The following is a 25,037-nucleotide window of genomic DNA, read 5'->3' as shown; positions in this document are numbered from 1 at the left end:
ATTTTATATAATATACTGTATTAACTTGAAAGTATACCTAAATATATATAAAATATATATGAACATGAAAAGAGGAGAAATAATGAAAAAATTATTATCTATATTATTAATAGGTTTGATGAGTATAAGTATATTTGGCTGCAGCTTTGTAAAACCTGAAGATAAGGTATCTGAGTTTTTAAATGCCGTTAAGACTAAAAATGAAGATGTTTTAATAGGATATACAAATAATAAATACGTAAATTTGCTTCTTAACAGTACCGGAGATAAAAAGACACTTGACGGGATTTATAAGAATTTATTTAAAAACTTGTCTTTCAAAATAATCTCTATTACGGAAAATGAAACAGGTGCAGTTGTTAAAGCTGACATTACAAACGTTAGTTTTAAAAAGGTTTTTGATAATTATGAGGATAAATCTTACGATTACATGATATCAAATCTATATTCGGGAAAGCTCAATAAGAAAAAGTTAAATAAAAAATGTTTGGATATTTTAGCTAAAGAAATTTCTTCTGCAAGTAAAAGTAAGAAAAAGATAACTAAAAGTATAAATATAAATTTGACTAAAAATGAAAATTACAGTTATGATTTAAAAGTAGATACGAAGTTAATGGATGCATTAATGGGAGGGCTTATTAGTGGGTATCAATAGACGACATATAGGGTTTCACCCTAAAACCCACCAATATTTGCTCGCCCAAACATTGGATGAAAGGGCTTCACTCAAACGGCGTGATGCCTTTTTACGCAACTGGATTTTCTAAAATTTTCTGCCCGAAATTTTTGAAACAGTTGCTGTCCTTCCTCATATTTACAATGATAATAAAAAAGAGTAACAAAAAGTTACTCTTTTTTATTTTAATTTATTTGCTTGAATGGGGTAGGGTAGCTTTTCTTTCATAAAACGCGGGTAGCGTTTTATTGAAAATCGAAAAGCGTTTTAAGCACCGCGCTTAGCGGGGTCGTTAAATCCAATTTTTGGACAAGCAAAAATTGGCGGGTTATAGGGCGGAGCCCTAGGCTTTACTCATCAATCCCCATTTGTTCAGACTGGTCTTGGACGATTAATGTATCAATAAATTCATCAATATCACCGTCAAGAACGTCATTTAATTTATATAGTGTAAGACCTACTCTATGGTCTGTAACTCTTCCTTGCGGGAAATTATAAGTTCTTATTCTTTCTGATCTATCACCGCTTCCTATCTGACTTTTCCTGTTGCTGGCGATAGCTTCCTGTTGTTTTCTCTGTTCGATTTCAAATAATCTGGCTTTTAATATTTTTAATGCTTTATCTTTATTTTTAAGCTGTGATTTTTCGTCCTGACATGCAACGACCAATCCCGAAGGTATATGTGTAATTCTAACCGCAGAGTCTGTAGTGTTTACACTTTGCCCCCCGTTACCGCTTGAACGATAAACATCAACCCTTAAATCGTTAGGGTCGATATTTACTTCGACATCTTCCGCTTCGGGGAGGACAGCTACCGTAATTGCCGATGTATGAATTCTTCCGCTTGATTCTGTATCTGGAATTCTTTGAACTCTATGTGTTCCGCTTTCGTATTTAAGTCTGGAATAAGCACCTTTACCCTGTATCGAGAATACTGCTTCTTTATATCCTCCAATACCGATTTCGTTTGTAGAAAGCATTTCCACTTTCCATCTGTTTCTTTCTGCATATCGGGTATACATTCTAAGTAAATCTCCCGCAAATAAAGCAGCTTCATCTCCGCCAACTCCCGCACGGATTTCAACTATAACGTTTTTATCATCATTAGGGTCTTTTGGTATAAGAAGTATTTTGATTTCCTGTTCCAATTCTTCTTTTTGTTCGTTCAATGATGAAATATCTTCAAGTATCATTTCCTTAAAGTCATCGTCATCGCTATCGTTTAGCATTTCTTTATTTGACTCAAGCTGTTCCATTACGTCTGCATATTTTTTATATGCGATTACGATTGGTTCAAGATGAGAATGTTCTTTTATAAGTTCGGTATATAATTCTTGATTATTTATAATATCCGGATTAGAGATATCTTCATTAACTTCATTAAATCTTTTTTCAATAGATTTTAATTTATCTAACATATTGCCCCTCCGTTTTCTCTTATGGAATTATACACCAAAAATAAAGGATTTAAAAGTATTTTTTTGTTTTTAGAGGTAATTTGAACCATATTTATGTTAATTGTTATTAAGAAATTTTATTTAATATAAAATCTTTATTTTAAATGGTATAAAAGGTAATACACTATTGATTTATCATCATATATTTAAAAGATAAAAATTTTATTTTAAATCGGAGATATAATTTATGGATAATTTAGATAAGCACATAAAAAAATTTAAAATTGTATTAAAGGTTGGGGATAGTTGTGATATTTTAAAAAAATTAAAAATCAATTTTGAAGAAAATAAAAAATGGGATATAGATGATCCTGAAATAATTAATTTAGATAATAAATATATGATTAGGGCTTTGAAAAAGGGTAGTACATATTTAAAGTTATTTACTATAAATAAAAAGATTTTTGATTATATTATTAAGATAAATGTTTTAGATAAAGAAATTAATACAAATATAAAGGATAAAAATCTTAACATTATAGATATATCCCATAATAAATATTCATATGAGATACTTGATAATGATATAAATAAACTTTGCAGTACATATAAAGATATTTTGAACTATGAAATTTTAGGCAAAAGTTATGATAATAGAAATATTTATTTATTGACCCTTGGAAATAAAAATGCTAAGTATACTTTATTTATTCAAGCTTCCATGCACGGAAGGGAATATATGACTTCAATGCTTGTAATGAGACAAATTGAGTTTTTGTGTAAAAATTATTATACATCTAAATATATGGGAATTAGAGTTTGTGACGTATTAGATAACATAAAAATTTGTCTGGTTCCTATGGCTAATCCCGATGGGGTGGATATTTCAATTAATGGCGCAGAAATAATTAACGATAAAAATTTATATAATAGTATTTTAAAAGTCATTATGGAAAATAAAATAAATCATGAAATATGGAAGTCTAATGCGAGATGTGTTGACTTGAACAGGAACTTTGGCTATAAATGGGAAGATAATTATGATTTTAATGAAAAATCATTTATGGGATATAGAGGAGAGTATCCCGAAAGTGAATTGGAAACTAAGACTATTGCAGACTGGACAAGGAAAAACAGACCTTACATGTGTATAAGCTACCATGCAACGGGAAGTGAACTTTACTGGGATTACGGACAGGAAGGTTTACTGTTAAATAAAAGCATAAGGATTAGGGATCGAATAAAAGATTTAACACAATATGAATTAATGGATAGAAGTGTGGCATATAAAACAGGAGTACTTGGATATTCAGATTGGGTAAGTATGTATTTAAGTATTCCTGCATTTACTGTAGAAATCGGAAGTCCTTTTGTAAATGCTCCTTTAGATAGAGAACAATTTAATGATATTTGGGAAGAAAATAAGTTTATTCCTATAGAGTTATGCAGATATATTTTTAATAATATGGATTAAATTTTTTAAATTATATTTTATTATAAATACAAATAAACTTAATTAAGAAATATTATTAATACTGACATACAGTTGTCATATTTTGTTATATATAATTATATTAAAAAGGAGAAAAATATGATAGAGTCAAGATGTGGTATTAATTGCAGTCAGTGTAATTATAAGGAAGAAATAAATTGTAGAGGATGCATTTTTATTGATATACCTTTTTGGGGGGATTCTTGTCCTTTAAAAGACTGTTGTGAAAAAAAAGATTATATGCACTGCGGTGAATGCAGTGAATTTCCATGTGAAGTATTGAATCAATTTGCATATGATAAGGAGCAAGGGGATAATGGGAAACGTATAGAGATGTGTAAAAAGTGGTGTTCGGAATAATATATTAAATTTATATTACTTAATATATTTAAAAAAAGGCGGCTGATTAGATAATAATCAACCGTTTTTTTATTATCTAAGGTAAATATTAAAATGTATTTGCATTCTTTTTATTATTTATATCAAATATATAAAAATTTATTTATATGTGTTTAAAACATTTTAGAGCGGTAATAATAGAAAATACTAAGAAAAGATAAAGGTCAAGAACTCAAAATAGGGGGTAATAAAGTGGATAATAATAAAAAGATTAAAAAGAAGATAGAAATGGGTAATAAAGAGCAGATTATTTCTAAGGTTTGTATTGCATTTAGTACACTTTTAATTGTTGGAGTATTATTTGCAAGTGTACTTAATAAAAGTAATGTAAATGTAGCTGATGTAAATAAGGATAGAATAAGTGATAAATCGGTAATGAGCGAAGAAGTTAAGCCTAAGGTTGCAGAAGATAATAATGATACAAAGAGTGAAAATGATACAAAAAATAATGAAGGTAAGGATGATATAACGAAAAGCAATGATGAAAATAAAACTAAATCAACATCTTCATCTAAAGCGGTATCAAATGTTACTTCTAAACCTGATATTTCAAATCCCGCAAAACCGGTAAAAAGCGGTGAAATAATAATGGATTATAGTTATAATACTACTCCTGTTTATTCAAAGACATTGAATGAATATTCATCTACTCACACAGGAATTGATTTAAAAGCGGATAAGAATGAAAATGTTAAATGTATTTTAGACGGTGAAGTAAAGAGGGTTTACCTAGATGATAAACTAGGATATACCATTGTGATTGATCATGGCGGTGATTTTTATAGCATTTATTCTAACTTAAATAAAAAGATGAATGTTAAAAAAGGGAACAGAGTAAATAAAGGTGATGTTATTGGAAGTGTTGGGAAAAGTGCTGCATTTGAAATAGCCGATGATTATCATTTGCATTTTGAAATCAAGAATGGTAAATCCTATGTAAATCCAAATACATTATATAAATAAAGAAAATAATCATTAAGCATTAAGAAGCGGTTATTCATTAGGATTAACCGCTTTTATTATATTTTCATTAAAAAGTTTGACTTATATATGGCATATATTGTAATATTAAAATAATCAATTTATATATGAGGGATAAAATTTTTTGAATAGTTTTTTATATACTTTACTAATATCAATGGTACCAATAATCGAATTAAGGGGAGGGCTTCCCGTTGGGATAGCCAGTGGATTAAGCTTCCCTGCTGCTTATATTGCTTCAGTTATCGGGAATTTAATTCCTGTTCCTTTTATAATATTATTTATAAGAAGAATATTTGTTCTTATTAGAAAATATATGCCTAAACTTAGTAGTATGATAGATAAATTGGAAAACAAAGCACATTTAAAAGGACAAAAAGTTAGAAAATATCAAAAGTTTGGTTTGTTTATATTTGTGGCAATCCCTCTTCCGGGGACAGGCGCATGGACCGGTGCATTGGTTGCTGCATTTTTGGATATAAGGCTTAAAGATGCAATACTTCCTATCGTTTGTGGGGTTTTAACTGCAGGTATTCTTATAATGATATTAACTTATGGTGTAACGGCGGTTATATAAATAAAAAAGACTCTTTGGAGTCTTTTTTATTTATATTTAAATTGTTTTGTTTTTATGGTCTTACTTCCATTTTCATTTTTTATGGAAGCTTTAAAATAATATTTTGTTTTTTTAACTTTTTTATTTTTACTTGTTTTACCATTCCATTTAAATTTATATGTACCCGTTTTATAGGTTTTATTTTTAGCTAAAGTTATTATAGCTTTATTTTTATAGTTATATACTCTTACAGTGATTTTTCCGATAGTATTTGTTTTTACTTTTATCGTAGGATTGTTTTTACTCCCCCTTATTTTGTAGCTTGATTTAACTTTACTTACTTTTATACTTGGTTTCTTTTTGACTAACGTAACATAAGCAGTTTTTTTATAAGTATTTCTGCTATTTGTAGCATAAACTGCAATTTTATATTTGCCCGCTTTATAAACATTTCCTTTGGTGCTTTTTAAATTCCATTTAACAGTATGGGTACCTTTTTTCATTACAACGTTTTTCAACGTTTTTAATTTTTTATTTTTTGTCGTTGTAAGTAGTACTTTTATCCTTGCGTCTTCATTTAAATAGAATTTCGTAGAAGTATAATATCCACTTGCTCTTATTACTTTCGATTTGTTCTTAAATTTTGAAATACTTACTTTGTTTGGATTGGTTACTTTAATATATTTTGCTACTTCAAATTTTCCTGATATATTATATCCCGAAATAATCACTTTATATGTTCCCGCAGGTACTAATTTACCTTTAGTATCTTTTAAATTCCAGTATTCTGTATTATTTCCTTTTCGGTTTCCCGAAATATTCTTAACGATTGTACCTTTTGAATTATAAATTTTTATCGAGGTTACACATTGATTATTGATAGTATATTTGATACTCGCTTTATTAAAATCATTTCTCTTTATTGATGATGTGGTCGAAACTTTTGATATCGAAGCTTTTGCAGGTATTGTTATTTTTATATCTTTTGTGTATTCTTTTGTAGTATCACCATTTTTAATAGATATTTTAGATTTATATGTTCCGGATGGTATCAATTTATTATCATCATCCATATAATTCCAAGAAAAATTATGATTTCCTTTGTTAACATTAGCATTATTATATATGGTTTTTATTACATTGCCATTTTCATCATACATTTTTGCAGTTAAATTACAATCCATATTTAGCTTAATAGTTGCAGATAACTTTGTATTTGGGAGCGGAGCATAAGAAGATTGCAGATTTAATACTTCCGCAGTTTTGTTTAATGTAAAATTATAAGATAACTTTGTTGTATCACTATTTTCGGTAAATACTGCGTTTATTTTATATGTTCCTGCATTTACGCTATTACCTTCATTGTCGGTATAATCCCATTTTATTGATGAATTTCTTGTAGAAATATTATTTAAATTAAATGTTTTTATTACTTTGTTTTTGTTATCCGTAATAGTTATTTCAGCATTTACGTTTTCTCCCGTGTACATTGATATTGAAAGAGGAGATGTTGAAAGGTCATAATCACTTCTTTTATTTAGGGATAATAAAGTAGATTTATGTAATGCCTGTAACGGATTTATTTCTCCGTAACCGTAATAATCATCTCTTCCTTTATCACCTAAATCATTTGCTGTAGAATTAATTATATCTACCACTTCTTTTGCCGATAAAGTAGGATTTGCCGACATAATAAGACCTGCCACTCCGGAAACGAAAGGTGCCGCCATACTGGTACCTGAGTCTGTTCTTAATTCTGTTTTTGATTTATTGCTTAATGAATAAATATTACTGCCGGGAGCTGCTATATCCTTATATTTATTATAATCGGAATATTTTGCTCTTGTTGGATTTCCTTTAGAATCATATTGTAAAGCAACAACGGAGTAGCTATTAGGATAATCAGAAGGGTAGGAATAATCAGGATATCCATTTCTACCGTCTCCGTTGCCTGCCGCACAAACAGTGAGAACACTGTTTGCTGATTTATTATAATTAGTATTTATTATATTTTCTAATGCTCTGTCTCCGTAAGTTGCGTCATTGTCATAGCCATATCCTCCAAGGCTCATATTAATAACTCTGCAGCCTTTATTTACAGCCCATTTATATCCGTTAATAATATCAGATGTATAGGCATCATTTCCTCTAAAAACTTTTACAATATATAGATTTGAATCATAAGCAACTCCAGCACCGAGTGTTTTATTATTTCCTTTTGCTGCTGCAATACCTGCTACGTGTGTTCCGTGTCCAATACTGTCGGTTACAGTTGTTGAACCATTTGTTGCATTATAGGTGCCTGCAACATTACTAAGATCAGGATTTGAAATATAAGCGCCTGTATCTAAAATAGCTATTTTTACATTTTTACCTGTCGAATAGTTCCATGCTGTCGTATCATTTCCTGCTATATTTGTATATTTTAAATGCCATTGAAATTTTTCTAAAGATGAATTTATTACATTTGGATCGTTTGTAGTGGATAAAGCCTTATATTTAAAGTTAGGCTGTGCATATAATACTTCGCTTTTTTCATTAAGAGTTTTTAGTGTTTCTTCGACCGTTGAGTATTTGGGTACTTCAACTAATTCTATGTTTTCATTTTTATCAACAGTTTCTTCAATGTTTAAATTCTCTTTAGATAACATTCTAGATTTTTTAGAATTTGAAATATTATCTTTAAAAACCACCAATACATTATTGGGATCATATTTTTCTTCTGTTTTATTTTGTGCATAAACAGTATTTGTAAATAATAGTATTAATAATATTGATAATAATGAGTATATTATTTTTTTGTTTTTCATTGATAATTCCCCTATAAATTTCTATTATTTATATTTTATCATATTTTATAGAAATTAAATAAATAAAATCATCAATATAGATAAATTTTAAATAAACTTATTGTATTTATATAAAAAGAGTTATATAATGATTTTAAATAAATTAGAATGATTATAAATTATTTTAAAAATTTAGTAAAAAACTATTGACAAATTTGGAAAAGTTTATATAATTAAATTATAATCATTCTAATTTATAAAACGTAGAAAGGAGAAAGTCATGGAAAAATTAGATGTAAAAGAAATTATAAGATCTCATGGATTAAAAGCTACACCTAATAGGATTGCTGTTTATGAGTATATGTTAAACAGTAAAGAACATCCCAGTGCCGAGATGATAAAAGAACATCTAAACAGTCTAGGAAATAAATTCTCTCTTGCTACAGTATATAATATTATAGAGGCTTTTCTGGAAAAAGGCGTCATTATAAAAGTCAGGGATGATGAGAATAATATGATGAGATTTGATGCTAATACTGATTTTCATGTTCATATATATAATAGTCAAACAAATGAAATTACGGATTATGAAGATAGTGAGCATACAAAATTTCTAGAAAAGAAATTAAAAGAAATAAAAAAAGAGAATAATTTTGGCGACGAACATAAAATAGTAGCTGAAATGTAATTAAAACAGTTAATGATAGCAATTTGCTATTAAAATATAAAAAAAAGATAAATAAATTTTAAATTGAAAAGGAGATAATTATTATGAAAAAATGGGTATGCACAGTATGCGGTTATGTACATGAAGGAGAAAATCCACCGGCAGAATGTCCACAATGTCACGTTCCTGCTGAAAAATTCCAAGAAATGGGCGGAGACAGATCTTGGGCAGCAGAACACGTTGTAGGTGTTGCAAAAGGTGTTAGTGAAGATATTATTGCAGATTTGAGAGCTAACTTTGAAGGAGAATGCTCAGAAGTTGGTATGTATCTTGCAATGGCAAGAGTAGCTCACAGAGAAGGTTATCCTGAAATAGGTCTTTACTGGGAAAAAGCTGCTTATGAAGAAGCCGAACATGCTGCAAAATTCGCTGAATTACTTGGTGAAGTTGTAACAGACAGTACAAAGAAAAACCTTGAAATGAGAGTAGAAGCTGAAAACGGTGCAACTGCAGGTAAATTTGACCTTGCTAAGAGAGCTAAAGAAGCTAACTTAGACGCAATCCATGATACAGTTCATGAAATGGCTAGAGATGAAGCTAGACATGGTAAAGCTTTTGAAGGATTACTTCAAAGATATTTTGGCTAAAATACATAAAAAACGAAATATAGTTAAAACTAAAAAAGCCTTTATTTAAAGGCTTTTTTTTTGTTTTTTGAAAGTTCAAAATTTGACTTTTTAATATAATTATAGTATTATTAGCTGATACATAATTTAGAAAAAAGTAAATTTATGTATAATATAAAAATTATATGAAAGGAAATTCATATGAATGCAATAAAGAGTTTTATTGATATAGTTAAAATAAATATTAAATATAGAAAACAAACAATAAAAATGGCAACAATGACGACTAAAAAGAGATATTCAGGATCAGCTTTAGGTGTGTTTTGGTCTTTAGTTAAGCCAATTTTATTTATTTTTGTATATTGGTTTGGTATTGAAATAGGTATTAGAGGAGGAAAACCCATTCAAGGAGATGTTCCTTATATATTTTGGCTAATGTCAGGTATAATCGCATGGTTTTTTATAAGTGACCTATTAGGAGCTGGCGGATGTGGTGCAATTAGGAGAGACTCTCATCTAGTTACTAAAGTAGTATTTCCAGTTGAAACTATACCTGTATATAATGTAATATCTTTCTTTTATACTCATTTAATGTTGTTAGCATTAGTAATGGTAACACTTAGTATTTTTGGTTATTTACCTGATATATACTATTTACAATTACTTTTTTATGGCTCTTTTATGTTCTTTTTTTGTTGTGTATTAACAACATTTTTATCTACTTTATCTGTTATCAGCAGAGATTTTGAGCAGTTTATAAAATCTACGAGTATGATTTTTTTCTGGCTTTCTCCAGTTATTTGGTCTCCTGATAAAATAGGAGAAGGTTCTTTACTTATGAGAATACTTAAATTAAATCCTTTTTATTATTTTATTCAAGGATATAGAGATACTTTTATTTTTAAGATATGGTTTTTTGAGAGGCCATATCACACCTTATATATAATAGTTTTTACTATTATATTTACTTTAATTACGGCTTATTTATACAATAAGCTCCATAATGAATTTTCGGATGTTTTATAGGAGGCTTTAAATGGGTAAATTTAGAAATACAAAACATGTAGATATTGATATGCAGGAATTTATTGAATCTTCTAAAGAACTTGTAAATGAAAATTCGTGGAGTGATAATATTCCTAAAGAAAATATAGCTGTTAATGTGGATAATGTTAGCAAGATGTATAAGATATATAAAAAATCTTGGTATAGGATATTAAATGTTTTTAAAAAAGTTAATTATAAAAAATTCTATGCGTTGAAAGATTTAAGTATTACAATCCCTAAAGGTGAAGCAATAGGTATTTTAGGAACAAATGGTTCTGGAAAGTCTACCTTGCTTAAAATGGTGACCGGGGTTGCAAAGCCTACAAAAGGTAGAATTGATGTTCACGGAAGAATAGCTGCTATGTTGGAACTTACGTCTGGATTTGATAAAGAACTTACAGGTTATGAAAATATATTTTTAAAAGCGACAACACTTGGGATTCCTGAATCTGAAATGCAAGCAAAGCTTGATGATATTGCTGCATTTGCTGATATTGGAGATTATTTATATCAGCCAGTAAGAACATATTCTTCAGGAATGAAATCAAGGCTTGGTTTTGCAATCAATGCAAATGTTGATCCAGATATTTTAATAGTTGACGAAGTACTTGCTGTAGGTGACGATACTTTCAAATTAAAATGTCTTTCTAAAATGGAAGAGTTTAGAAAAGAAGGAAAGACTATACTTTTTGTTAGTCATAACTTATTTACAGTTAAAGGTTTTTGCACTAAAGCTATGTGGATAAAAGATGGTGAGCTTATTGTAAAAGGAGATACTGCTACTGTAGTAAAAATTTATGAGGATTATCTAAAAGAAGTTAGGCGATTAAAAAAGATAAATACGATACAAGAGAAAAAAGATGAGGAAGAAATTTTAAGTAAATCTGATATTTTGGAAATCAAAAATTTTCAGTTCATGAATCCAAATAAGAATACCAAAAAAAGAAGAAAATTTGCTTATAATGAACCTATTACCTTAGAAATAGAATATGAAGTAAAAAAAACAATAAACAACCAATTAATATCTTGTTTTGGAATAAGTGATTCTGCTAATGTTGAGATATTTTCAACAAATAAACAAAATCCTAAAAATGAAATTGATAATAGTATCGGAAAGCATGTAGTGAGATTCAATCTTAAAGATTTGAGATTGCTTCCGGGAACTTATAAAGTTGCGGGTGAAATATGGAACGTTGAAGCGGGCATGCACTTTAAATTTGCTAAAGAAAGAACGTTTATTATTTCGAGTAAGCAATATTTAGGTGGAGGTATTTGTTCAATTCCATATGATATTGAAATAGATCAAAAAACTTTGAGAGAAAGAGAATCTGAACAACCTATTATTGATATAAAAAAAGAGGATAAGTAATGAAAAAAATCATTGCAAAGTGGATTTTAAAAATACCATATCTGATATGCTCTATATTTCCGGTTAAAAATAAAATTGTTTTTGCTTCTAATAGTTTAAGCAAGCTTGATAGGAATTTATTGTATATATATAATGAAATAAAAAGACAGAATATTGATATAGATATTGTTTTAAGATTTAATAAACCAAATAAAAATATTTTATCTAAAATAAAAAAGATATTCAAACTGATTATAACAGAATATCATTTGGCAACAGCAAGATTTATCATAATAGATGATTATTATTTTCCGTTATATGTTACAAAGCTTAGGGATGACACTATAGCGATACAGGTTTGGCATGCAAGCGGCGGGTTTAAGAAGATCGGATATAGCGTTATAGATAAATCTTTCGGTGTTGATGAAAAGACAACAAAAACCATAAATATTCATTCAAATTATACTTATTGTTTAATGGGTAGTAAATACAATGCAAAATTTTATGCAGAGGCTTTTAGGACAAGCATAGATAGATTTATTACCGATATCGGTATTCCGAGAACAGATGTGTTTTTTAATGCGGAATTAAAAAATTCTTTACCTTTAAAAATAGGTGGGTTATATAAATTACCTAAAAATAAAAAGATTATATTGTTCGCACCTACATTTAGAGGTAATATAAGATATGAAGCTCATTATAAAGATGATTTAGACTTTAGTATTTTAAAAGAATATATAAGTGAAGAGTTCATAATTTTACTTAAGTTACATCCTTGGGTAACTAATAAATATGAGATAAAAGATAATTTAAAAGATTTTTTGTTTGATGTAACAGATTATCCTGATATAAATGAGCTTATGATCATTAGTGATATAATGATTACTGATTACTCATCTGCAATATTTGAATATTCACTTCTTGAAAGACCAATGTTATTTTATGCAAGTGATTATTTTGATTATATAGATGAAAGAGGATTTTATATTGATTTTCATCACGATTTACCGGGTAAAGTGTATACTGATACGCTTTCTATGGCTGAAGATATAAGAAATCATAATTTTGATATGGATAAAATAAAAGATTTTAAAAATCAAACTTTTGAAGTTGCTGACGGTAAAGCTAGTGAGAGATTTGTAAATAAGTTGATTAAACCTAATATGAAAAAATAAGGATTTTAAGGAGGGGTTTTTAATGTCAACAGGAATGGTTATTTTGGCAGGAGGTATTGGTAAAAGAATGAATAGACCGGTACCAAAGCAATTTTTATTACTTGGAGGAAAACCTATTATTCTTCATGTACTTGAAAAAATTGAACAGATTGAAGAAATTGAAAAAGTTGTAATATGTTCTCCAAAAGAACATATAGAAGAAATGCAGAAATTGATATTCAATCATAACATACAAAAAAATATATTATGTGTTGAAGGCGGGAAAAGCAGACAGGAGTCTACATATATTGGATGTAAAAATCTAAAGGGTGTAGATAGTATTATTGTTCATGAAGCAGTAAGACCTTTTGTAAGTAAAAAAGAGTATCTTGATTTAATAAATGATGAAAGTGAAAATGCCATTTACGGACTTGATATTCCATTTACGGTGCTAAAGCAAGAAGATGGTTACATTAAAGAAAATTTAAAGAGAGATGAATTAATAAATGTTCAATTGCCTCAGAAATTTAATGGGGAATTACTTTTAAAAGCTCATGAAGATGCAGAAAAAGAAGGATTATCCTTTACTGAAGATGCTTCATTATTCTATCATTATAATCCTGATAAGAAAGTAAGAGTATTAAAGGGTTCTTTATATAATGTTAAGATTACTACTCCGGTAGATTTAGTAACATGTGAAGAAATTTATAAAGAATTTATAGTAGGAAAGGAATAATAGTAAAGATGAAGAGTTGTATAATTACCGGTGCGAGCCAAGGAATTGGAAGAGCTACCGCAGTAAAGATGAGCTATGAAGAGGGAATTAAGAATATAGCATTAATAGCCAGAAATGCAGATAACTTAAATAAGACAAAAGAACTGATGAATCCAAAGTGCAATGTAATTGTAGTACCGCACGATATGATGGATTTAGATGGTATAGAAGATGTAGTAGATAATATTTATAAAGAATTCGGTGCAATAGATTTACTTATAAACGGAGCGGGTTTTGTAAATCCAACTGCTTTATTAGATACAACAAATGAAAACTTTGAAAGAACATTTACAATAAACACTGTATCTATGCTTGTAATGATAAGGTCATGTGTAAGATATATGAAGGGAAGAGATGCAAAGATATTAAATATTGCATCAACAGCAGGTTCTACATCAAGACCCGGTTGGGTTGCATATGCAGCGGCAAAAGCCGGAGTTATATCATTATCAAAGACATTGGCGGATGAACTTAGGGGATACAAGATAAAGGTATATTGTATATCACCGGGAAGATGTGCTACAGAGCTTAGAAGGATTTTGGCACCTGAAGAAGATCCTACAACTATAATGCAGCCTGAGGATGTGGCAGATGTAATCGCGAATTTACTTAGCAGTGGAGAAAATTGTTTAGACGGGCAGGATATTGTTGTTAGGCAGAAATAAATAGGAGATATAATAATGAGTGATTGTTTATTTTGTAAGATTATAAATGGAGAAATCCCTTCTACAAAGGTGTATGAGGACGAGAGAGTATATGCTTTTAAAGATATTGAACCTATTGCTCCGTATCATGTACTTATAGTTCCTAAAAAGCATTATTCATCAATATTAGATGTTGAAAAGAACGATGATATCGTTAGTTATGTTTTTAGTATTTGTGTTAAGCTTGCTAAAGACGAAGGATATGATGAAAAAGGGTTTAGGATAATAAACAACTGCGGAGATGATGGTGGACAAAGTGTTCATCATTTACATTTTCATTTATTAGCAGGTAAAAAATTATCTTGGGAAGCATAAAAAAGAGCATATCATATGCTCTTTTTTATTTATCATAATTATTGCATTTGCAGTGAGTACAGTTGCATCCCGAGGATTGATTATCACAAACTTCATAGGTTCCGCCTTCGATTTTTAAACTTGTTCCCGTAGTTAAAAATTCTGCTACTTTTCTTCTGGCACTTGTGTATAAAAGCTGTATCGTTGGTCTTGATACATTCATTTGAACTGCACATTCTTCTTGTGTTAGATTTTCTTTATCCATTAGTCTTATTACTTCATATTCTTCAACATCCATTATGATTGGCTTTAAGTTTTCATTTTTATTTCTGCCTTCAAAATATTTAATATCAGGTAATTTACAAACATTTTTACATTTTCTTGGTCTTGGCATTTTTAAACCGTCCTTAAAACATTATATTATAAATAATAATCATGATTGACTAGTTTGTCAATAAGGGATAAGTAATGAATTATTTAGTATGGAATATATAAATAAAAATAAAGCCGATTTATTTAGTAACCGGCTTTATAATTATGATTCCATATAAATATTATATCTTACAACTTTATAGTAGTTAATCAACCTTATTGAATAAACTAATTGAATAAAGCCCTGCTAGACCTACAACTGCATAAACAATTCTGCTGATAATTGAAGTTTGACCTCCAAAAATTGCTGCAACTAAGTCAAATTGGAAAAATCCGATTAATCCCCAGTTGATAGCGCCGATTATTACTAATAATAAAACAAATTTATTCAAAATTTTTCACTCCTTTAAATTTATTTATATTATATTTTTACCAAAAAATAAAAAAATAAACATTATGCATATTTTCTTTAATTTATAAGCACTTAGTTAAATTATAATTTTAATTTATTTAATTTTAAAAAGGTGATTTATGTTTAAGATAATTATTATTGGATAAGTTATATTGATTAAATGAAATATTTTGTTGAAAGTATGTTGTTGACATATGTTTGTATAGTGAAAATATCGGGATATACATTTTTATACTATAAGCCTTAAGAGTTGATTTATTGAAATGAATTATTAATTACTATAAAAATAAAAAACTGATATGATTATCAGTTTTTTATTTTGCAACTTCAATTAAATTATCCGGGGTATTATTATAAACTCTTGAATTTTTAGGAACGCTTGTTGTAAGCCATACATTACCGCCGATGATAGAGCCTTCACCCACAGTTGTATTTCCTCCGAGAATCGTAGCTCCGGCATATATTATTACGTTATCCTCTATGTTAGGATGTCTTTTCACTCCTTTTACAGGATTACCGTCGTCATCGAGTTCGAAGCTCTTGGCTCCAAGTGTCACTCCCTGATATAATTTTACATTATCTCCTATTACACATGTTTCACCTATAACAACACCTGTAGCATGGTCTATAAAGAAGTATTTTCCTATTTTAGCTCCCGGATGTATATCAATACCTGTTCTTGCATGTGCATATTCAGTCATGATCCTGGGAATTAAAGGGACTTCCAGCAAGAATAATTCGTGTGCAAGTCTTTGAATTGTTATTGCTTCCAAGTATGGATAACTAAGGAGAATTTCTTCGATACTCATTGCAGCAGGGTCTCCGTTGTATGCTGCAACGATATCGGTAGAAAGTATTTCTCTTACTTTAGGTATACTTTCCATGAACTTAATAGTAGCTTCGTCTGCTTTTTTAGTGCATTTATCACAGTTTTTATCTTTTTCCAGTTTATCACACATATTTATAAATACTTCTCTTATTATGCCATTGAGTTCCATAGCTGCCATATTAAGTCTTTTTCTCACATAAATATTTATAAATTCTTTATTATCTAAATCTTTTTCATATATAGTCGGAAATAGTCCAGCTTCTAAATTTTTGATTATATCCGTTACTCTTAATTTAGTTCCAAATCCGCTTATTCCTTCATCTGTAAGTTCTTTTTGATTGATATTCACAACTTGACTTGATATTTCTTTACTTCTGGTTTCAAGCCAGTTTTTCATATTTCCCATGTATGTATCTCCCTTTCGTTATTTTAATAAAGGTAAAATAATGGAAAATTCACTGCCTTCATTTTCTTTTGTCTTAACTCTGATCCTGCCCTTATGGTCGAGAACGATAGCTTTTGCAATGCTTAGACCAAGACCCATACCGCCGGTTTCTTTATTTCTTGATTTATCCGTTCGGTAAAATCTATCAAAAACATTTCTTAAGTCTTCGTCTTTTATACCCATTCCATTATCTTTAATAGTTAGTATAGCATTATTTTCCTGTTTTTGTAAAATTATTTTTAATGTAATATCATCTTTATTTGAATATTTTATTGCATTGTCTACAAATATCCTTACAACTTCTATGATTCTGAATTCGTCTGCCATAATATATACATTATCATCTATAGTGTGCAGAATTGTTATATCCGGATGAGTAACGCTTAAATCTTTTATTACAATACCTATTGTTTCGCTTAAATTGGTTTTCTCAAATTTATAGTTTAAATTCTTCTTATCATATTTAGCAAGGAACAGTAACCTGTTTACGAGGTTTTTCATATTCTCCGCTTCGAATATAATAGAATCAACGCTTTCGTTAAGTATTTCTTCATCTTCTTTTCCCCAGCGTTTCAGCATATTTCCATAACCTGAAATAACAGATATAGGTGTTCTTAATTCATGGGAAACGTCAGATACGAACCTTTCCTGTTTTTCATATGCCTCCTGAAAAGAGTCAATCATTTCATTTGTAGTTTTTGCAAGTTCCTGAAGTTCATATTCCGCGCCTGTAACGTCTAACCTTAAGTCTAAATTTTCAGTAGTTATTTTTCTTGTAGTCCTATTCATTTCATTTATAGGTGAGAGTATCTTACCGAGTTTCATTCTTCCCAGTATAAGCATCATAAATGCTCCTAAAAATAGAACGATACTTACCGGCGGAAGTACTGCTCCAAGTTTGTTTATAAAAGGCATGGCAGGATAAAAAATCAAAAGTTTATAAACTTCGTTATTTGCTTCAATATCTCTGCTGCTGACCAAATAGCCTTTATCAAGAAGTGACGCCCTTGGTATTAACTCAAACCAAAAGTTATTTTTCAAACCTTTTATATAATTATCAATTTTTTCATTTTTATCGAGTAAGTAGTAATTCCCGTTTGAGTTGATTAAGGCTATAACGGAATCTGAATGTTTTTTCTCTATTTTAGATAAGTTGTTTTTTATATACTCTGTATCGTTAAAATTTCCGTTTTTAAGAGTACTTGTGATACTTTTATCTATCTTGCTATTTTCTTTGTATACTTCTTTATATGTGCTTCTAAGTAGGGTGATACTTAATATTATAACTGAAATTATCGCAATTAAAAGATAAAGGTAAGTATACCAAAGAGCTGTCTTTTGTTTTATGCTCTTTGCTTTCTTTACCTTTTTTGCAGTTTGTATTTTATTGTCTTTAGTTTTTTTATTCTTCTTCGTCATCTTTAAACTGATAGCCTATTCCTCTAACGGTTCTAATATAATGTGTATCATATTTTTGATCTATTTTACTTCTTAAATATCTTATATATACATCAGTTACGTTTGTTTCTGATTCATAGTCGTATCCCCAAACATTGCTGACTATTTGTTCTCTTGTAAGTACTATATTTTTATTTATCATCAAGTACTCTAAAAGCTCAAATTCTTTTTTCGTAAGTGAAATTTCTTCATCCTCAAAGTGAGCTGTGTAAGTATTTTTATCGAGAGTAATTTTACCTGCCTTTATAACGGCTTCTCTTTCCTTTGTTTCGCTGATTACTGCCTGTCTTGATAAAATCTTTCTTATTCTTGCTAAAAGCTCTTCAATGGCAAATGGTTTTGTCATATAGTCGTCTGCACCTATATCAAGACCCATAACTTTATCGGAAACATCTGATTTTGCTGTCAGCATAATAATCGGAGTGGTAATCTTATTTGCTCTAAGCCTTCTGCATATCTCGATACCGCTTAAATTAGGGAGCATTAAATCAAGTATTATAAGATCATATTTTTCATCCATTGCCTTGAGTAAACCATCTCTGCCTTCGGTAGCAACAGTTAGATTATATCCTTCATGAGTTAATTCAAGCTGTAAAAATCTTGCTATTTTGAGTTCATCTTCTACCAATAGTATTTCTTTCATATCATTCTCCTATATTTATTTAATGTCTATTATACTGTAGCCTTCACTATCTTTAATGATTTTTGCGTGATTTACAATAGTGGTGTTTTTTTTGTTATTTTTATTTGTCTTTTTCTTAAGTCTTTCTTTTCTCTTAAGAGGTATCGGAACATCTTCGCTGTTTATAACATCCAGTGTTATGGATGAATTTGTTATCATAATGAGTATCATAAGAAGTCCGATAAAAACAGAAGGGACTGGGAGTATTATACAAATAGCTACAGGTATCAATAATGGTATGTCAATAATATTTTCATCCATACTGTTTATTTTGAAACGATAGCTTTTTTCTCCAAAAGTTATTGAAACAACGTGTTTATAAAGTCTTATAAAATATCTGTCATCGTAATTATCGATGTATATAAGTGCTTTATCGTAATTATTCCTGCATTTTAATAGTACTTTCTGACAAAATCCGTAATCTCTGCCCGTTTCTTCCCTAAGCATTTCAATTTTATCCTGATCTAATTTCATAATATTCCTCTTGTTTTCTAAGATACAATTTAATATTAACATAATAAACTAATTATATTAAAGAATTATTTATAAAATATTAAAAACAAATTATATTAACTTGTTTAAAAGTATAAAAAATTGTATAATTAAAACGATACAATAAAGAAAAAAGAGGTATTTTTTATGGCATTTAATAAAAAGAATGTAACCTTAGAATATATAGCCAATGCAGGCGTTTTACTTGAAAATAAGGGAAGAAAAGTATTGATAGATGCAGTGCATACTAAGCTCGTCCCTCCTTATTATAATACCGATGAGAAAGCTTTGAAATGTATGATAGAGGGTAGGGAACCTTATGATAAAATCGATGTAATGATATTTACTCATCATCATAGTGAACATTTTGATGCTTCTGCGGTTTGTGAGATACTTAAAAATAACAGACTTACTCAGTTAATTTGTACATATACAATAAGGGATATGTTAAAAGAGGCACCAAACTTTGACCCAATCATAGTTTCTCAGGTTCATGAGCTTGATATTCCTTATTCTAAGTCTATAGTTATAAGATTAAAAGATATCCCTTTTGAAGCTATATCAATGCAGCATGACGGAAAAAATTATGAAGATGTAGACAACTTTGCTTATTATTTTGAGTTTGGCGGAAAGACTTTCATGCATCTGGGTGACAGTGCACCTGTTATCGAGAACTTTGAAGAAGCGGGTATGTTTGAAAAAGAAATAGATGTTTTATTCGCACCTTTTCCTTATATAGGTCTTAAAGCAGGAAGAGAACTTATAAATAGATTAAACCCAAGAAGAGTTATCGTTGTACACCTACCTAATAAGGAGATGGATAAGGGAAACTGGCTATATAATACTTTTAGAGTGTTTAAAAAATATGAGAGAGAACTCCCTCCTACGGACTTCTTTACAAAACCGGGGGAAGAGATGACAATTAAATAAATTTGAAAAGAAGCTTATGCTTCTTTTTTTATTATAAAGAGTATAAATTTCTAATTGGATATATCTATTAAAATTACAACTACATAATATAAATAATAAAAAAGACCATATTTAATGGTCTTTTAATTTACTTTACCGAATTTACTGAATGGTAGAAGCCTGTAAACTATTTTGGCTTTGAATTGATCTCTTGATATTAAGCCTATTCTGTCAGACCTGCTGTCTTCGGAATTAGGTCTGTTATCTCCCATTACAAAATATTTCCCTTCCGGTACTTTAGTCAAGGGATAATCTTCATATACCAAATCGTCACTTATATATGGTTCATCTATTTGTTCTCCGTTCACGTATACCTTTGAGTTTCTGATTTCAACAGTATCTCCCGGTAGTCCTATGACTCTTTTTACGTAGTCATTGTTTTCATCGATTTTAACGACTGCTATATCCTGAAATTTAGGTTCCCCAGTCAGATAAGATATTTTGCTTGCAAGTACTTTATCCGAATCGTTTAGGGTAGGGTACATACTGGTCTGTTTTACCATTACAGGTTCACATATATATGTTCTTATGAGTAATGCCAATATTACAGCTATGGCAATAGTTATTATCCAACTTAATACTTCTTTTATGCCGCTTTTCATATTTATCTCCTAAAAATAAGTCTTTATATAATATACTGCCATATTTATAAATTGTAAAGTGTTTTTTTGATTATTCTAAAGAAAAATCAATTGGTGTTTGTCCTGTTTGTTCTAAAAAAGCATTTGCTTTTGAGAAAGGTTTACTTCCGAAAAATCCTCTGTTAGCGGATAGTGGACTTGGATGAGGGCTTGTTAAAATCAGATGGTTTGGATTAGTTATAAGCTCTTTTTTTGAAATAGCAAAATTTCCCCAAAGTATGAATACCAGTGGTTTCTCTCTCTCGTTTAAAAGTTCTATTATCCTGTCTGTAAATTCTTCCCATCCGAGACTTCTGTGGCTCGCCGCACTGTTTGCTCTTACTGTAAGCACAGCATTTAATAATAGTACACCTTGTTTTGCCCAGGGAATGAGACATCCGGTCTTAGGCGGTTTTATTCCCAAATCATCTTCCATTTCTTTATATATATTAAGTAGGGAAGGTGGAGGCTGAACACCCTCTCTTACGGAAAATGAAAGCCCGTGAGCTTGTCCCTCACCGTGGTATGGATCCTGACCTATAATACATATTTTAGTATCTTCATAAGAAGTATAATGAAGTGCATTAAATAGATCATACATATCCGGATATATTTTATAATGTTTATATTCGTAGACCAGTTTTTTTCTCAGTTCCTTATAATAATCTTTTTGAAATTCATCTTTTAAAATTTTCTGCCAATCATTTTTAAATTCAATTGCCATAATCTTTCTCCTTAAATTTCTATTAAATCGTTTATTACTTTATAAGCCATATTAATACCGCAAACACTTGGTGCAAATATCATGCTGGAAGGCTCTTTATATCGTTTGTTTACTTCATTCTTAGAATAGCAGACCGTTAAATGTTTGATATCCCTCTTTCTTAGTTCTTTTCTGATTATTTTTGCCATAGGGCAGTACTTGGTTTTATATATATCATCTATTATTATGTTTTCGGGAGATAATTTGTTTCCCATACCCATGGAAGATATTATTTTAATGTCATTGTTATAACAATACTCTATTAAATCAATTTTACTGGTCATTGAGTCTATTGCATCTATTACATAATCAAAATCTTTTGTTATTATATCTTTTAAATTTTCACTATTAATGAATTCTTTTATTTTTATTACGTTGCAGCTTGGATTTATATCTTTTATCCTATCATATAATACATCGACTTTATATTTACCTATATTTGACGATAAAGAGATTATTTGTCTGTTTAAATTGGTGATATCTATAATATCATTATCTGTTATCGTAATATTGAAGATTCCGCTTCTTGCTATTGCTTCGGCTGCAAATCCACCGACTCCGCCACAGCCGATTATCAATACTTTTTTGTTTTTTAGTCTTTCTACATTGTCTTTTCCTATAAGAAGTTCGTTCTTATAAAATCTCATATTATGCTCCTTATAAAAATAACCACGGACCAGCCGTGGTTATACTTTTTATTGATTATCTTTTTTCCAGAACTTAATTTCCACATCTCCGATTTTCATTTCCACTTTTTCATATGGATTTGGAACTTCTCTTCCGCTTTCATCCAAAACAGGTTCTTTAGTCGTTCTTAAAACTTGTTCTTTAGGATAGTTATAACTGTCTTTGTTTGTACTTATTGTTCTTCCGGTAGATGAGTCATTGACTATGGTCATACTAGGTTCTCTTTGTGGTTTAGTATTTATAACCGACTGAGAATACATATCGCTTCTTGGCTTTTCATTTTGAGGTTCTACTCTTCTTGTGAAAGTCGCCTGTGGCTCCGGTCTGAATTGTTCAAATTCCTGTTTATCTTCTACTATTTCTTCTTTTGCTTTATCTATAAAGCTTGGTGTAGATGTTAGATTAGGTATATTAGATTTCCTTACCGGTGTTTTCCTTGGAGTATCTTTTGGTATTTGAGGCTCAACTTTGTCTCCTTTTACCTTTGCAAGTCCGCCTCCGCTCATAACGTATATCCCATTATCATCTATTTCAGGTGATGATAATGCTTCTTCTCTTCTTGATGATGTACCTTTTTTAAATTTGTAATAAGGATTTTCAACAATTCTTCCGTCAGCAATAATGAAAGGACTATCTACATCGACATCAGGCATAGGATTTACAGGATCGGATGTTTTTACTTTAGGTGTTCCGACTCTTCTGAGCATTTCTTTTGCATCTTTTATGTTTTCACTTGATGAAATACTAGGTTTGCTATCTAATAATTCTTCATTTTCTTTTGTAACTATATTAGAAGTATCTTCTTCTTCGTATTCCTCTATTTTGTCATAATCTTCAGCTTCTACTGTTTCCACTTCACTTATATTATCTTCATCGTCTTTAAAGAAGTCATAATCAATACCGCTGTCTTCGTTATCTTCTTCAGCTAAAACTAGTTCTTCTGTGTTATCAGCATCCAATATGCTTATAACATCATCATCTTTATTGGATAAGTTTCTAAGTTCATTTAGAAGTTCGTTGATATCTTCGTCGTCTTCATCGTCTCCAAGAGCTTCATTCAATAACTCTTCAAGGTCAGGTTCTTTGTTATCTTTTTTATTATCTGTCATAGCAAGTCCTGCCGCAGCAAGTCCCGCTGCTCCGGCTATCGGAGCTATATCTTCGAATAAGTTATTATCGTTATTATCGGTTTCTTCAACAGGTTCTATTTGTTCTGCCGGTAATATTTCTTCGGTTTCTTCGCCAAATGCATCATCAAGTAATGAATCAAAAGAATCTTCTTCACTTTCGTTTTCAAATTCATCTTCTGAGAATGCATCATCCATTAGCTCGTCCAATGATGCGTCTTCATTAAATAACTCTTCTTCGTTTTCATTAAATTCGTCTTCAAGTTCTTTTAATAAATCTTCATCTTCTAACTTAGAACCTTCTTCTTCAAGCTCTGATAGTTCTTCTTCATTTATAGCTTCTTCTGCTTCTTCGCTCATATCCTGCTCATTTAAATCATCAAGTTCAAAATCGGCAAAGAAGTCGTCACCGAGTTCTTCGTTAGTACTTTGAAGTGCGTCATCTTTTAAATCGTCAAATGTATGGTCATCGTCGCTAGGTTCTAAAAGCTCTTTTGTTTCATCGCTTATGTTTGTGGTATAGTCAAGGTCATCGTCTGATATATCATCTTTACCTTTAGATTCTTTTTTAACTTCCAAAGCATCGTCAAGAAGAGGGATATCTTTTTTATCTTCACTGCTTAATTCACTCATGTATTTTTCATATTCGTCTTCATCCATATACTGAGTGGTCATAATGCTTTGTATAAACCCAAATGAAGCTATACCCATGACTATGGTTCCGGGAGTTAATACTTCTCCTAAAATCGAAGGTAGGGGAAGAGGTATGATCGCTCCCAAATATTTCCATAAGAATATCGTTGAGTCGGTTGCAACAGCCATGGTTGAACCAAATTTAGTCATATAAGCTCCGACGGCGTTGCCAAGTCCCGCTGTGGCGAGTGCTGTTTCACTTACAGGCATTAGACCTCCGTTTAAAACTATTATAACGAAGTTCATTAACGCTCCGATAAGCAGACCGTAAGCCCATATCCCTTCTAAATTTAAGAATAATCCCACAAATAATAATATGTATGCTGCTATTGTTATCCAGAAGGCATAATCATTTAATGCTGTGACACCTGCCAGAGCCAATACTTTCTGAGACATGAAAAGCACTATGGCTACAAGGAAAATGTACCAGCCTCTCAGTCCTCCGATAAAAAAGTTTTTTATACTTCCTTTTCGTATTAGTCCAACTATTATGGATATAATTGCGATTTCAAGTAAAAACATAATCAATTCCTTTCCTATACCGTAAAAAAGCTAAAGTATTATTAATCTATTCGTTCTAATA

General features: G+C 30.0%; 26 protein-coding genes. 14 read left to right on the top strand and 12 right to left on the bottom strand.

What is annotated here, in order from left to right; translation table 11 throughout:
• The first annotated feature begins 82 nt into the window (after window positions 1–82).
• Window positions 83–655 carry a hypothetical protein gene (locus Q0516_RS05310; protein ID WP_294463925.1) on the top strand — a complete coding sequence of 191 codons (573 nt, stop codon included), beginning with the start codon at window positions 83–85 and terminating at the stop codon, window positions 653–655.
• 371 nt (window positions 656–1,026) lie between these two features.
• Here the strand turns inward: Q0516_RS05310 and prfA are convergent, their stop codons facing one another.
• A complete protein-coding gene (prfA, locus tag Q0516_RS05305; RefSeq protein WP_294463923.1) occupies window positions 1,027–2,094 on the bottom strand; it encodes a peptide chain release factor 1 in 1,068 nt (355 codons plus the stop codon).
• A gap of 226 nt (window positions 2,095–2,320) precedes the next feature.
• Here prfA and Q0516_RS05300 point away from each other — a divergent pair, with 226 nt between their 5' ends.
• The 4 genes from Q0516_RS05300 to Q0516_RS05285 all read left to right on the top strand — a co-directional run bounded on the left by Q0516_RS05300 (window position 2,321) and on the right by Q0516_RS05285 (window position 5,522).
• Window positions 2,321–3,547, top strand: a complete 1,227-nt coding sequence (locus Q0516_RS05300) for a M14 family zinc carboxypeptidase (RefSeq protein WP_294463921.1) — start codon at window positions 2,321–2,323, stop codon at window positions 3,545–3,547.
• 117 nt (window positions 3,548–3,664) lie between these two features.
• Window positions 3,665–3,925, top strand: a complete 261-nt coding sequence (locus Q0516_RS05295) for a DUF3795 domain-containing protein (protein ID WP_294463919.1) — start codon at window positions 3,665–3,667, stop codon at window positions 3,923–3,925.
• A gap of 231 nt (window positions 3,926–4,156) precedes the next feature.
• Entirely contained in the window at window positions 4,157–4,927 is a 771-nt protein-coding gene (locus Q0516_RS05290) for a M23 family metallopeptidase (RefSeq protein WP_294463917.1), read from the top strand.
• A gap of 142 nt (window positions 4,928–5,069) precedes the next feature.
• A complete protein-coding gene (locus Q0516_RS05285) occupies window positions 5,070–5,522 on the top strand; it encodes a small multi-drug export protein (RefSeq protein ID WP_307983356.1) in 453 nt (150 codons plus the stop codon).
• Window positions 5,523–5,548: 26 nt separating this feature from the next.
• On the opposite strand, the gene Q0516_RS05280 is transcribed toward Q0516_RS05285, so the two are convergent.
• Window positions 5,549–8,311 (bottom strand): S8 family serine peptidase, encoded by a 2,763-nt coding sequence (locus Q0516_RS05280; RefSeq protein WP_294463916.1) that lies wholly within the window; start codon window positions 8,309–8,311, stop codon window positions 5,549–5,551.
• Between the two features lie 259 nt (window positions 8,312–8,570).
• Between Q0516_RS05280 and Q0516_RS05275 the strand changes: the two genes are divergently transcribed.
• The 8 genes from Q0516_RS05275 (at window position 8,571) to Q0516_RS05240 (ending at window position 14,926) form a co-directional block, all read left to right on the top strand.
• Window positions 8,571–8,978 (top strand): transcriptional repressor, encoded by a 408-nt coding sequence (locus Q0516_RS05275; protein ID WP_257480495.1) that lies wholly within the window; start codon window positions 8,571–8,573, stop codon window positions 8,976–8,978.
• An 83-nt stretch (window positions 8,979–9,061) separates the two neighbouring features.
• The gene (locus tag Q0516_RS05270) at window positions 9,062–9,604 is read left to right on the top strand and encodes an NADH peroxidase (RefSeq protein WP_294463912.1); all 543 of its coding nucleotides are present in this window, start codon (window positions 9,062–9,064) and stop codon (window positions 9,602–9,604) included.
• Between the two features lie 180 nt (window positions 9,605–9,784).
• Entirely contained in the window at window positions 9,785–10,609 is an 825-nt protein-coding gene (locus Q0516_RS05265; RefSeq protein WP_294463910.1) for an ABC transporter permease, read from the top strand.
• 10 nt (window positions 10,610–10,619) lie between these two features.
• Window positions 10,620–11,999: an ABC transporter ATP-binding protein gene (locus Q0516_RS05260; protein WP_294463907.1), complete on the top strand. Its 1,380-nt coding sequence runs from the start codon at window positions 10,620–10,622 to the stop codon at window positions 11,997–11,999.
• On the top strand, window positions 11,999–13,153 hold the full coding sequence (locus Q0516_RS05255; protein WP_294463906.1) for a CDP-glycerol glycerophosphotransferase family protein: 1,155 nt from the start codon (window positions 11,999–12,001) through the stop codon (window positions 13,151–13,153). The genes Q0516_RS05260 and Q0516_RS05255 overlap by 1 nt, the downstream gene beginning before the upstream one ends.
• Window positions 13,154–13,175: 22 nt before the next feature.
• Window positions 13,176–13,868 carry an IspD/TarI family cytidylyltransferase gene (locus Q0516_RS05250; RefSeq protein WP_294463902.1) on the top strand — a complete coding sequence of 231 codons (693 nt, stop codon included), beginning with the start codon at window positions 13,176–13,178 and terminating at the stop codon, window positions 13,866–13,868.
• An 8-nt stretch (window positions 13,869–13,876) separates the two neighbouring features.
• Complete coding sequence (locus Q0516_RS05245) at window positions 13,877–14,572, top strand: SDR family oxidoreductase (RefSeq protein ID WP_294463899.1); 696 nt, start codon at window positions 13,877–13,879, stop codon at window positions 14,570–14,572.
• A gap of 15 nt (window positions 14,573–14,587) precedes the next feature.
• A complete protein-coding gene (locus Q0516_RS05240) occupies window positions 14,588–14,926 on the top strand; it encodes a histidine triad nucleotide-binding protein (protein WP_294463898.1) in 339 nt (112 codons plus the stop codon).
• 25 nt (window positions 14,927–14,951) lie between these two features.
• On the opposite strand, the gene Q0516_RS05235 is transcribed toward Q0516_RS05240, so the two are convergent.
• The 6 genes from Q0516_RS05235 to Q0516_RS05210 form a co-directional block, all read right to left on the bottom strand.
• On the bottom strand, window positions 14,952–15,299 hold the full coding sequence (locus Q0516_RS05235; RefSeq protein ID WP_294463895.1) for a DUF134 domain-containing protein: 348 nt from the start codon (window positions 15,297–15,299) through the stop codon (window positions 14,952–14,954).
• Between the two features lie 184 nt (window positions 15,300–15,483).
• A complete protein-coding gene (locus Q0516_RS05230; protein ID WP_007049671.1) occupies window positions 15,484–15,669 on the bottom strand; it encodes a DUF378 domain-containing protein in 186 nt (61 codons plus the stop codon).
• A gap of 334 nt (window positions 15,670–16,003) precedes the next feature.
• Window positions 16,004–16,924 (bottom strand): serine acetyltransferase, encoded by a 921-nt coding sequence (locus tag Q0516_RS05225; RefSeq protein ID WP_294463891.1) that lies wholly within the window; start codon window positions 16,922–16,924, stop codon window positions 16,004–16,006.
• A gap of 18 nt (window positions 16,925–16,942) precedes the next feature.
• On the bottom strand, window positions 16,943–18,382 hold the full coding sequence (locus tag Q0516_RS05220; RefSeq protein ID WP_294463889.1) for a HAMP domain-containing sensor histidine kinase: 1,440 nt from the start codon (window positions 18,380–18,382) through the stop codon (window positions 16,943–16,945).
• On the bottom strand, window positions 18,366–19,064 hold the full coding sequence (locus tag Q0516_RS05215; protein ID WP_257480505.1) for a response regulator transcription factor: 699 nt from the start codon (window positions 19,062–19,064) through the stop codon (window positions 18,366–18,368). The genes Q0516_RS05220 and Q0516_RS05215 overlap by 17 nt, the downstream gene beginning before the upstream one ends.
• Window positions 19,065–19,079: 15 nt before the next feature.
• Complete coding sequence (locus tag Q0516_RS05210; RefSeq protein ID WP_294463885.1) at window positions 19,080–19,577, bottom strand: hypothetical protein; 498 nt, start codon at window positions 19,575–19,577, stop codon at window positions 19,080–19,082.
• Window positions 19,578–19,742: 165 nt separating this feature from the next.
• On the opposite strand from Q0516_RS05210, the gene Q0516_RS05205 reads away from it, so the two are divergent.
• Window positions 19,743–20,525 carry an MBL fold metallo-hydrolase gene (locus tag Q0516_RS05205; RefSeq protein ID WP_257480507.1) on the top strand — a complete coding sequence of 261 codons (783 nt, stop codon included), beginning with the start codon at window positions 19,743–19,745 and terminating at the stop codon, window positions 20,523–20,525.
• Window positions 20,526–20,647: 122 nt separating this feature from the next.
• On the opposite strand, the gene lepB is transcribed toward Q0516_RS05205, so the two are convergent.
• The 4 genes from lepB to Q0516_RS05185 form a co-directional block, all read right to left on the bottom strand.
• Window positions 20,648–21,166, bottom strand: a complete 519-nt coding sequence (lepB, locus tag Q0516_RS05200) for a signal peptidase I (protein ID WP_294463883.1) — start codon at window positions 21,164–21,166, stop codon at window positions 20,648–20,650.
• A 70-nt stretch (window positions 21,167–21,236) separates the two neighbouring features.
• Window positions 21,237–21,908 carry a uracil-DNA glycosylase gene (locus Q0516_RS05195; RefSeq protein ID WP_294463880.1) on the bottom strand — a complete coding sequence of 224 codons (672 nt, stop codon included), beginning with the start codon at window positions 21,906–21,908 and terminating at the stop codon, window positions 21,237–21,239.
• A gap of 11 nt (window positions 21,909–21,919) precedes the next feature.
• On the bottom strand, window positions 21,920–22,594 hold the full coding sequence (locus Q0516_RS05190; RefSeq protein ID WP_294463878.1) for a tRNA threonylcarbamoyladenosine dehydratase: 675 nt from the start codon (window positions 22,592–22,594) through the stop codon (window positions 21,920–21,922).
• Window positions 22,595–22,642: 48 nt separating this feature from the next.
• Window positions 22,643–24,976: a DUF5317 family protein gene (locus Q0516_RS05185; protein WP_294463877.1), complete on the bottom strand. Its 2,334-nt coding sequence runs from the start codon at window positions 24,974–24,976 to the stop codon at window positions 22,643–22,645.
• Between the last annotated feature and the right edge of the window lie 61 nt (window positions 24,977–25,037).

Source organism: uncultured Anaerofustis sp., from assembly GCF_938029165.1.
GTDB lineage: Bacteria > Bacillota > Clostridia > Eubacteriales > Anaerofustaceae > Anaerofustis.
Note: the sequence above shows the minus strand (reverse complement) of the source record. Positions and strands in the feature narration are given on the sequence as shown.

Coding starts and splice junctions, on each gene's coding strand:
- Q0516_RS05270 (WP_294463912.1), top strand. CDS start 9,062: ATGAAAAAATGGGTATGCACAGTATGCGGTTATGTACATGAAGGAGAA.
- Q0516_RS05280 (WP_294463916.1), bottom strand. CDS start 8,311: ATGAAAAACAAAAAAATAATATACTCATTATTATCAATATTATTAATA.
- Q0516_RS05235 (WP_294463895.1), bottom strand. CDS start 15,299: ATGCCAAGACCAAGAAAATGTAAAAATGTTTGTAAATTACCTGATATT.
- lepB (WP_294463883.1), bottom strand. CDS start 21,166: ATGAAAAGCGGCATAAAAGAAGTATTAAGTTGGATAATAACTATTGCC.
- Q0516_RS05220 (WP_294463889.1), bottom strand. CDS start 18,382: ATGACGAAGAAGAATAAAAAAACTAAAGACAATAAAATACAAACTGCA.
- Q0516_RS05260 (WP_294463907.1), top strand. CDS start 10,620: ATGGGTAAATTTAGAAATACAAAACATGTAGATATTGATATGCAGGAA.
- Q0516_RS05240 (WP_294463898.1), top strand. CDS start 14,588: ATGAGTGATTGTTTATTTTGTAAGATTATAAATGGAGAAATCCCTTCT.
- Q0516_RS05185 (WP_294463877.1), bottom strand. CDS start 24,976: ATGTTTTTACTTGAAATCGCAATTATATCCATAATAGTTGGACTAATA.
- Q0516_RS05225 (WP_294463891.1), bottom strand. CDS start 16,924: ATGGGAAATATGAAAAACTGGCTTGAAACCAGAAGTAAAGAAATATCA.
- Q0516_RS05275 (WP_257480495.1), top strand. CDS start 8,571: ATGGAAAAATTAGATGTAAAAGAAATTATAAGATCTCATGGATTAAAA.
- Q0516_RS05215 (WP_257480505.1), bottom strand. CDS start 19,064: ATGAAAGAAATACTATTGGTAGAAGATGAACTCAAAATAGCAAGATTT.
- Q0516_RS05250 (WP_294463902.1), top strand. CDS start 13,176: ATGTCAACAGGAATGGTTATTTTGGCAGGAGGTATTGGTAAAAGAATG.
- Q0516_RS05255 (WP_294463906.1), top strand. CDS start 11,999: ATGAAAAAAATCATTGCAAAGTGGATTTTAAAAATACCATATCTGATA.
- Q0516_RS05245 (WP_294463899.1), top strand. CDS start 13,877: ATGAAGAGTTGTATAATTACCGGTGCGAGCCAAGGAATTGGAAGAGCT.
- prfA (WP_294463923.1), bottom strand. CDS start 2,094: ATGTTAGATAAATTAAAATCTATTGAAAAAAGATTTAATGAAGTTAAT.
- Q0516_RS05210 (WP_294463885.1), bottom strand. CDS start 19,577: ATGAAATTAGATCAGGATAAAATTGAAATGCTTAGGGAAGAAACGGGC.
- Q0516_RS05195 (WP_294463880.1), bottom strand. CDS start 21,908: ATGGCAATTGAATTTAAAAATGATTGGCAGAAAATTTTAAAAGATGAA.
- Q0516_RS05265 (WP_294463910.1), top strand. CDS start 9,785: ATGAATGCAATAAAGAGTTTTATTGATATAGTTAAAATAAATATTAAA.
- Q0516_RS05190 (WP_294463878.1), bottom strand. CDS start 22,594: ATGAGATTTTATAAGAACGAACTTCTTATAGGAAAAGACAATGTAGAA.
- Q0516_RS05205 (WP_257480507.1), top strand. CDS start 19,743: ATGGCATTTAATAAAAAGAATGTAACCTTAGAATATATAGCCAATGCA.
- Q0516_RS05310 (WP_294463925.1), top strand. CDS start 83: ATGAAAAAATTATTATCTATATTATTAATAGGTTTGATGAGTATAAGT.
- Q0516_RS05300 (WP_294463921.1), top strand. CDS start 2,321: ATGGATAATTTAGATAAGCACATAAAAAAATTTAAAATTGTATTAAAG.
- Q0516_RS05295 (WP_294463919.1), top strand. CDS start 3,665: ATGATAGAGTCAAGATGTGGTATTAATTGCAGTCAGTGTAATTATAAG.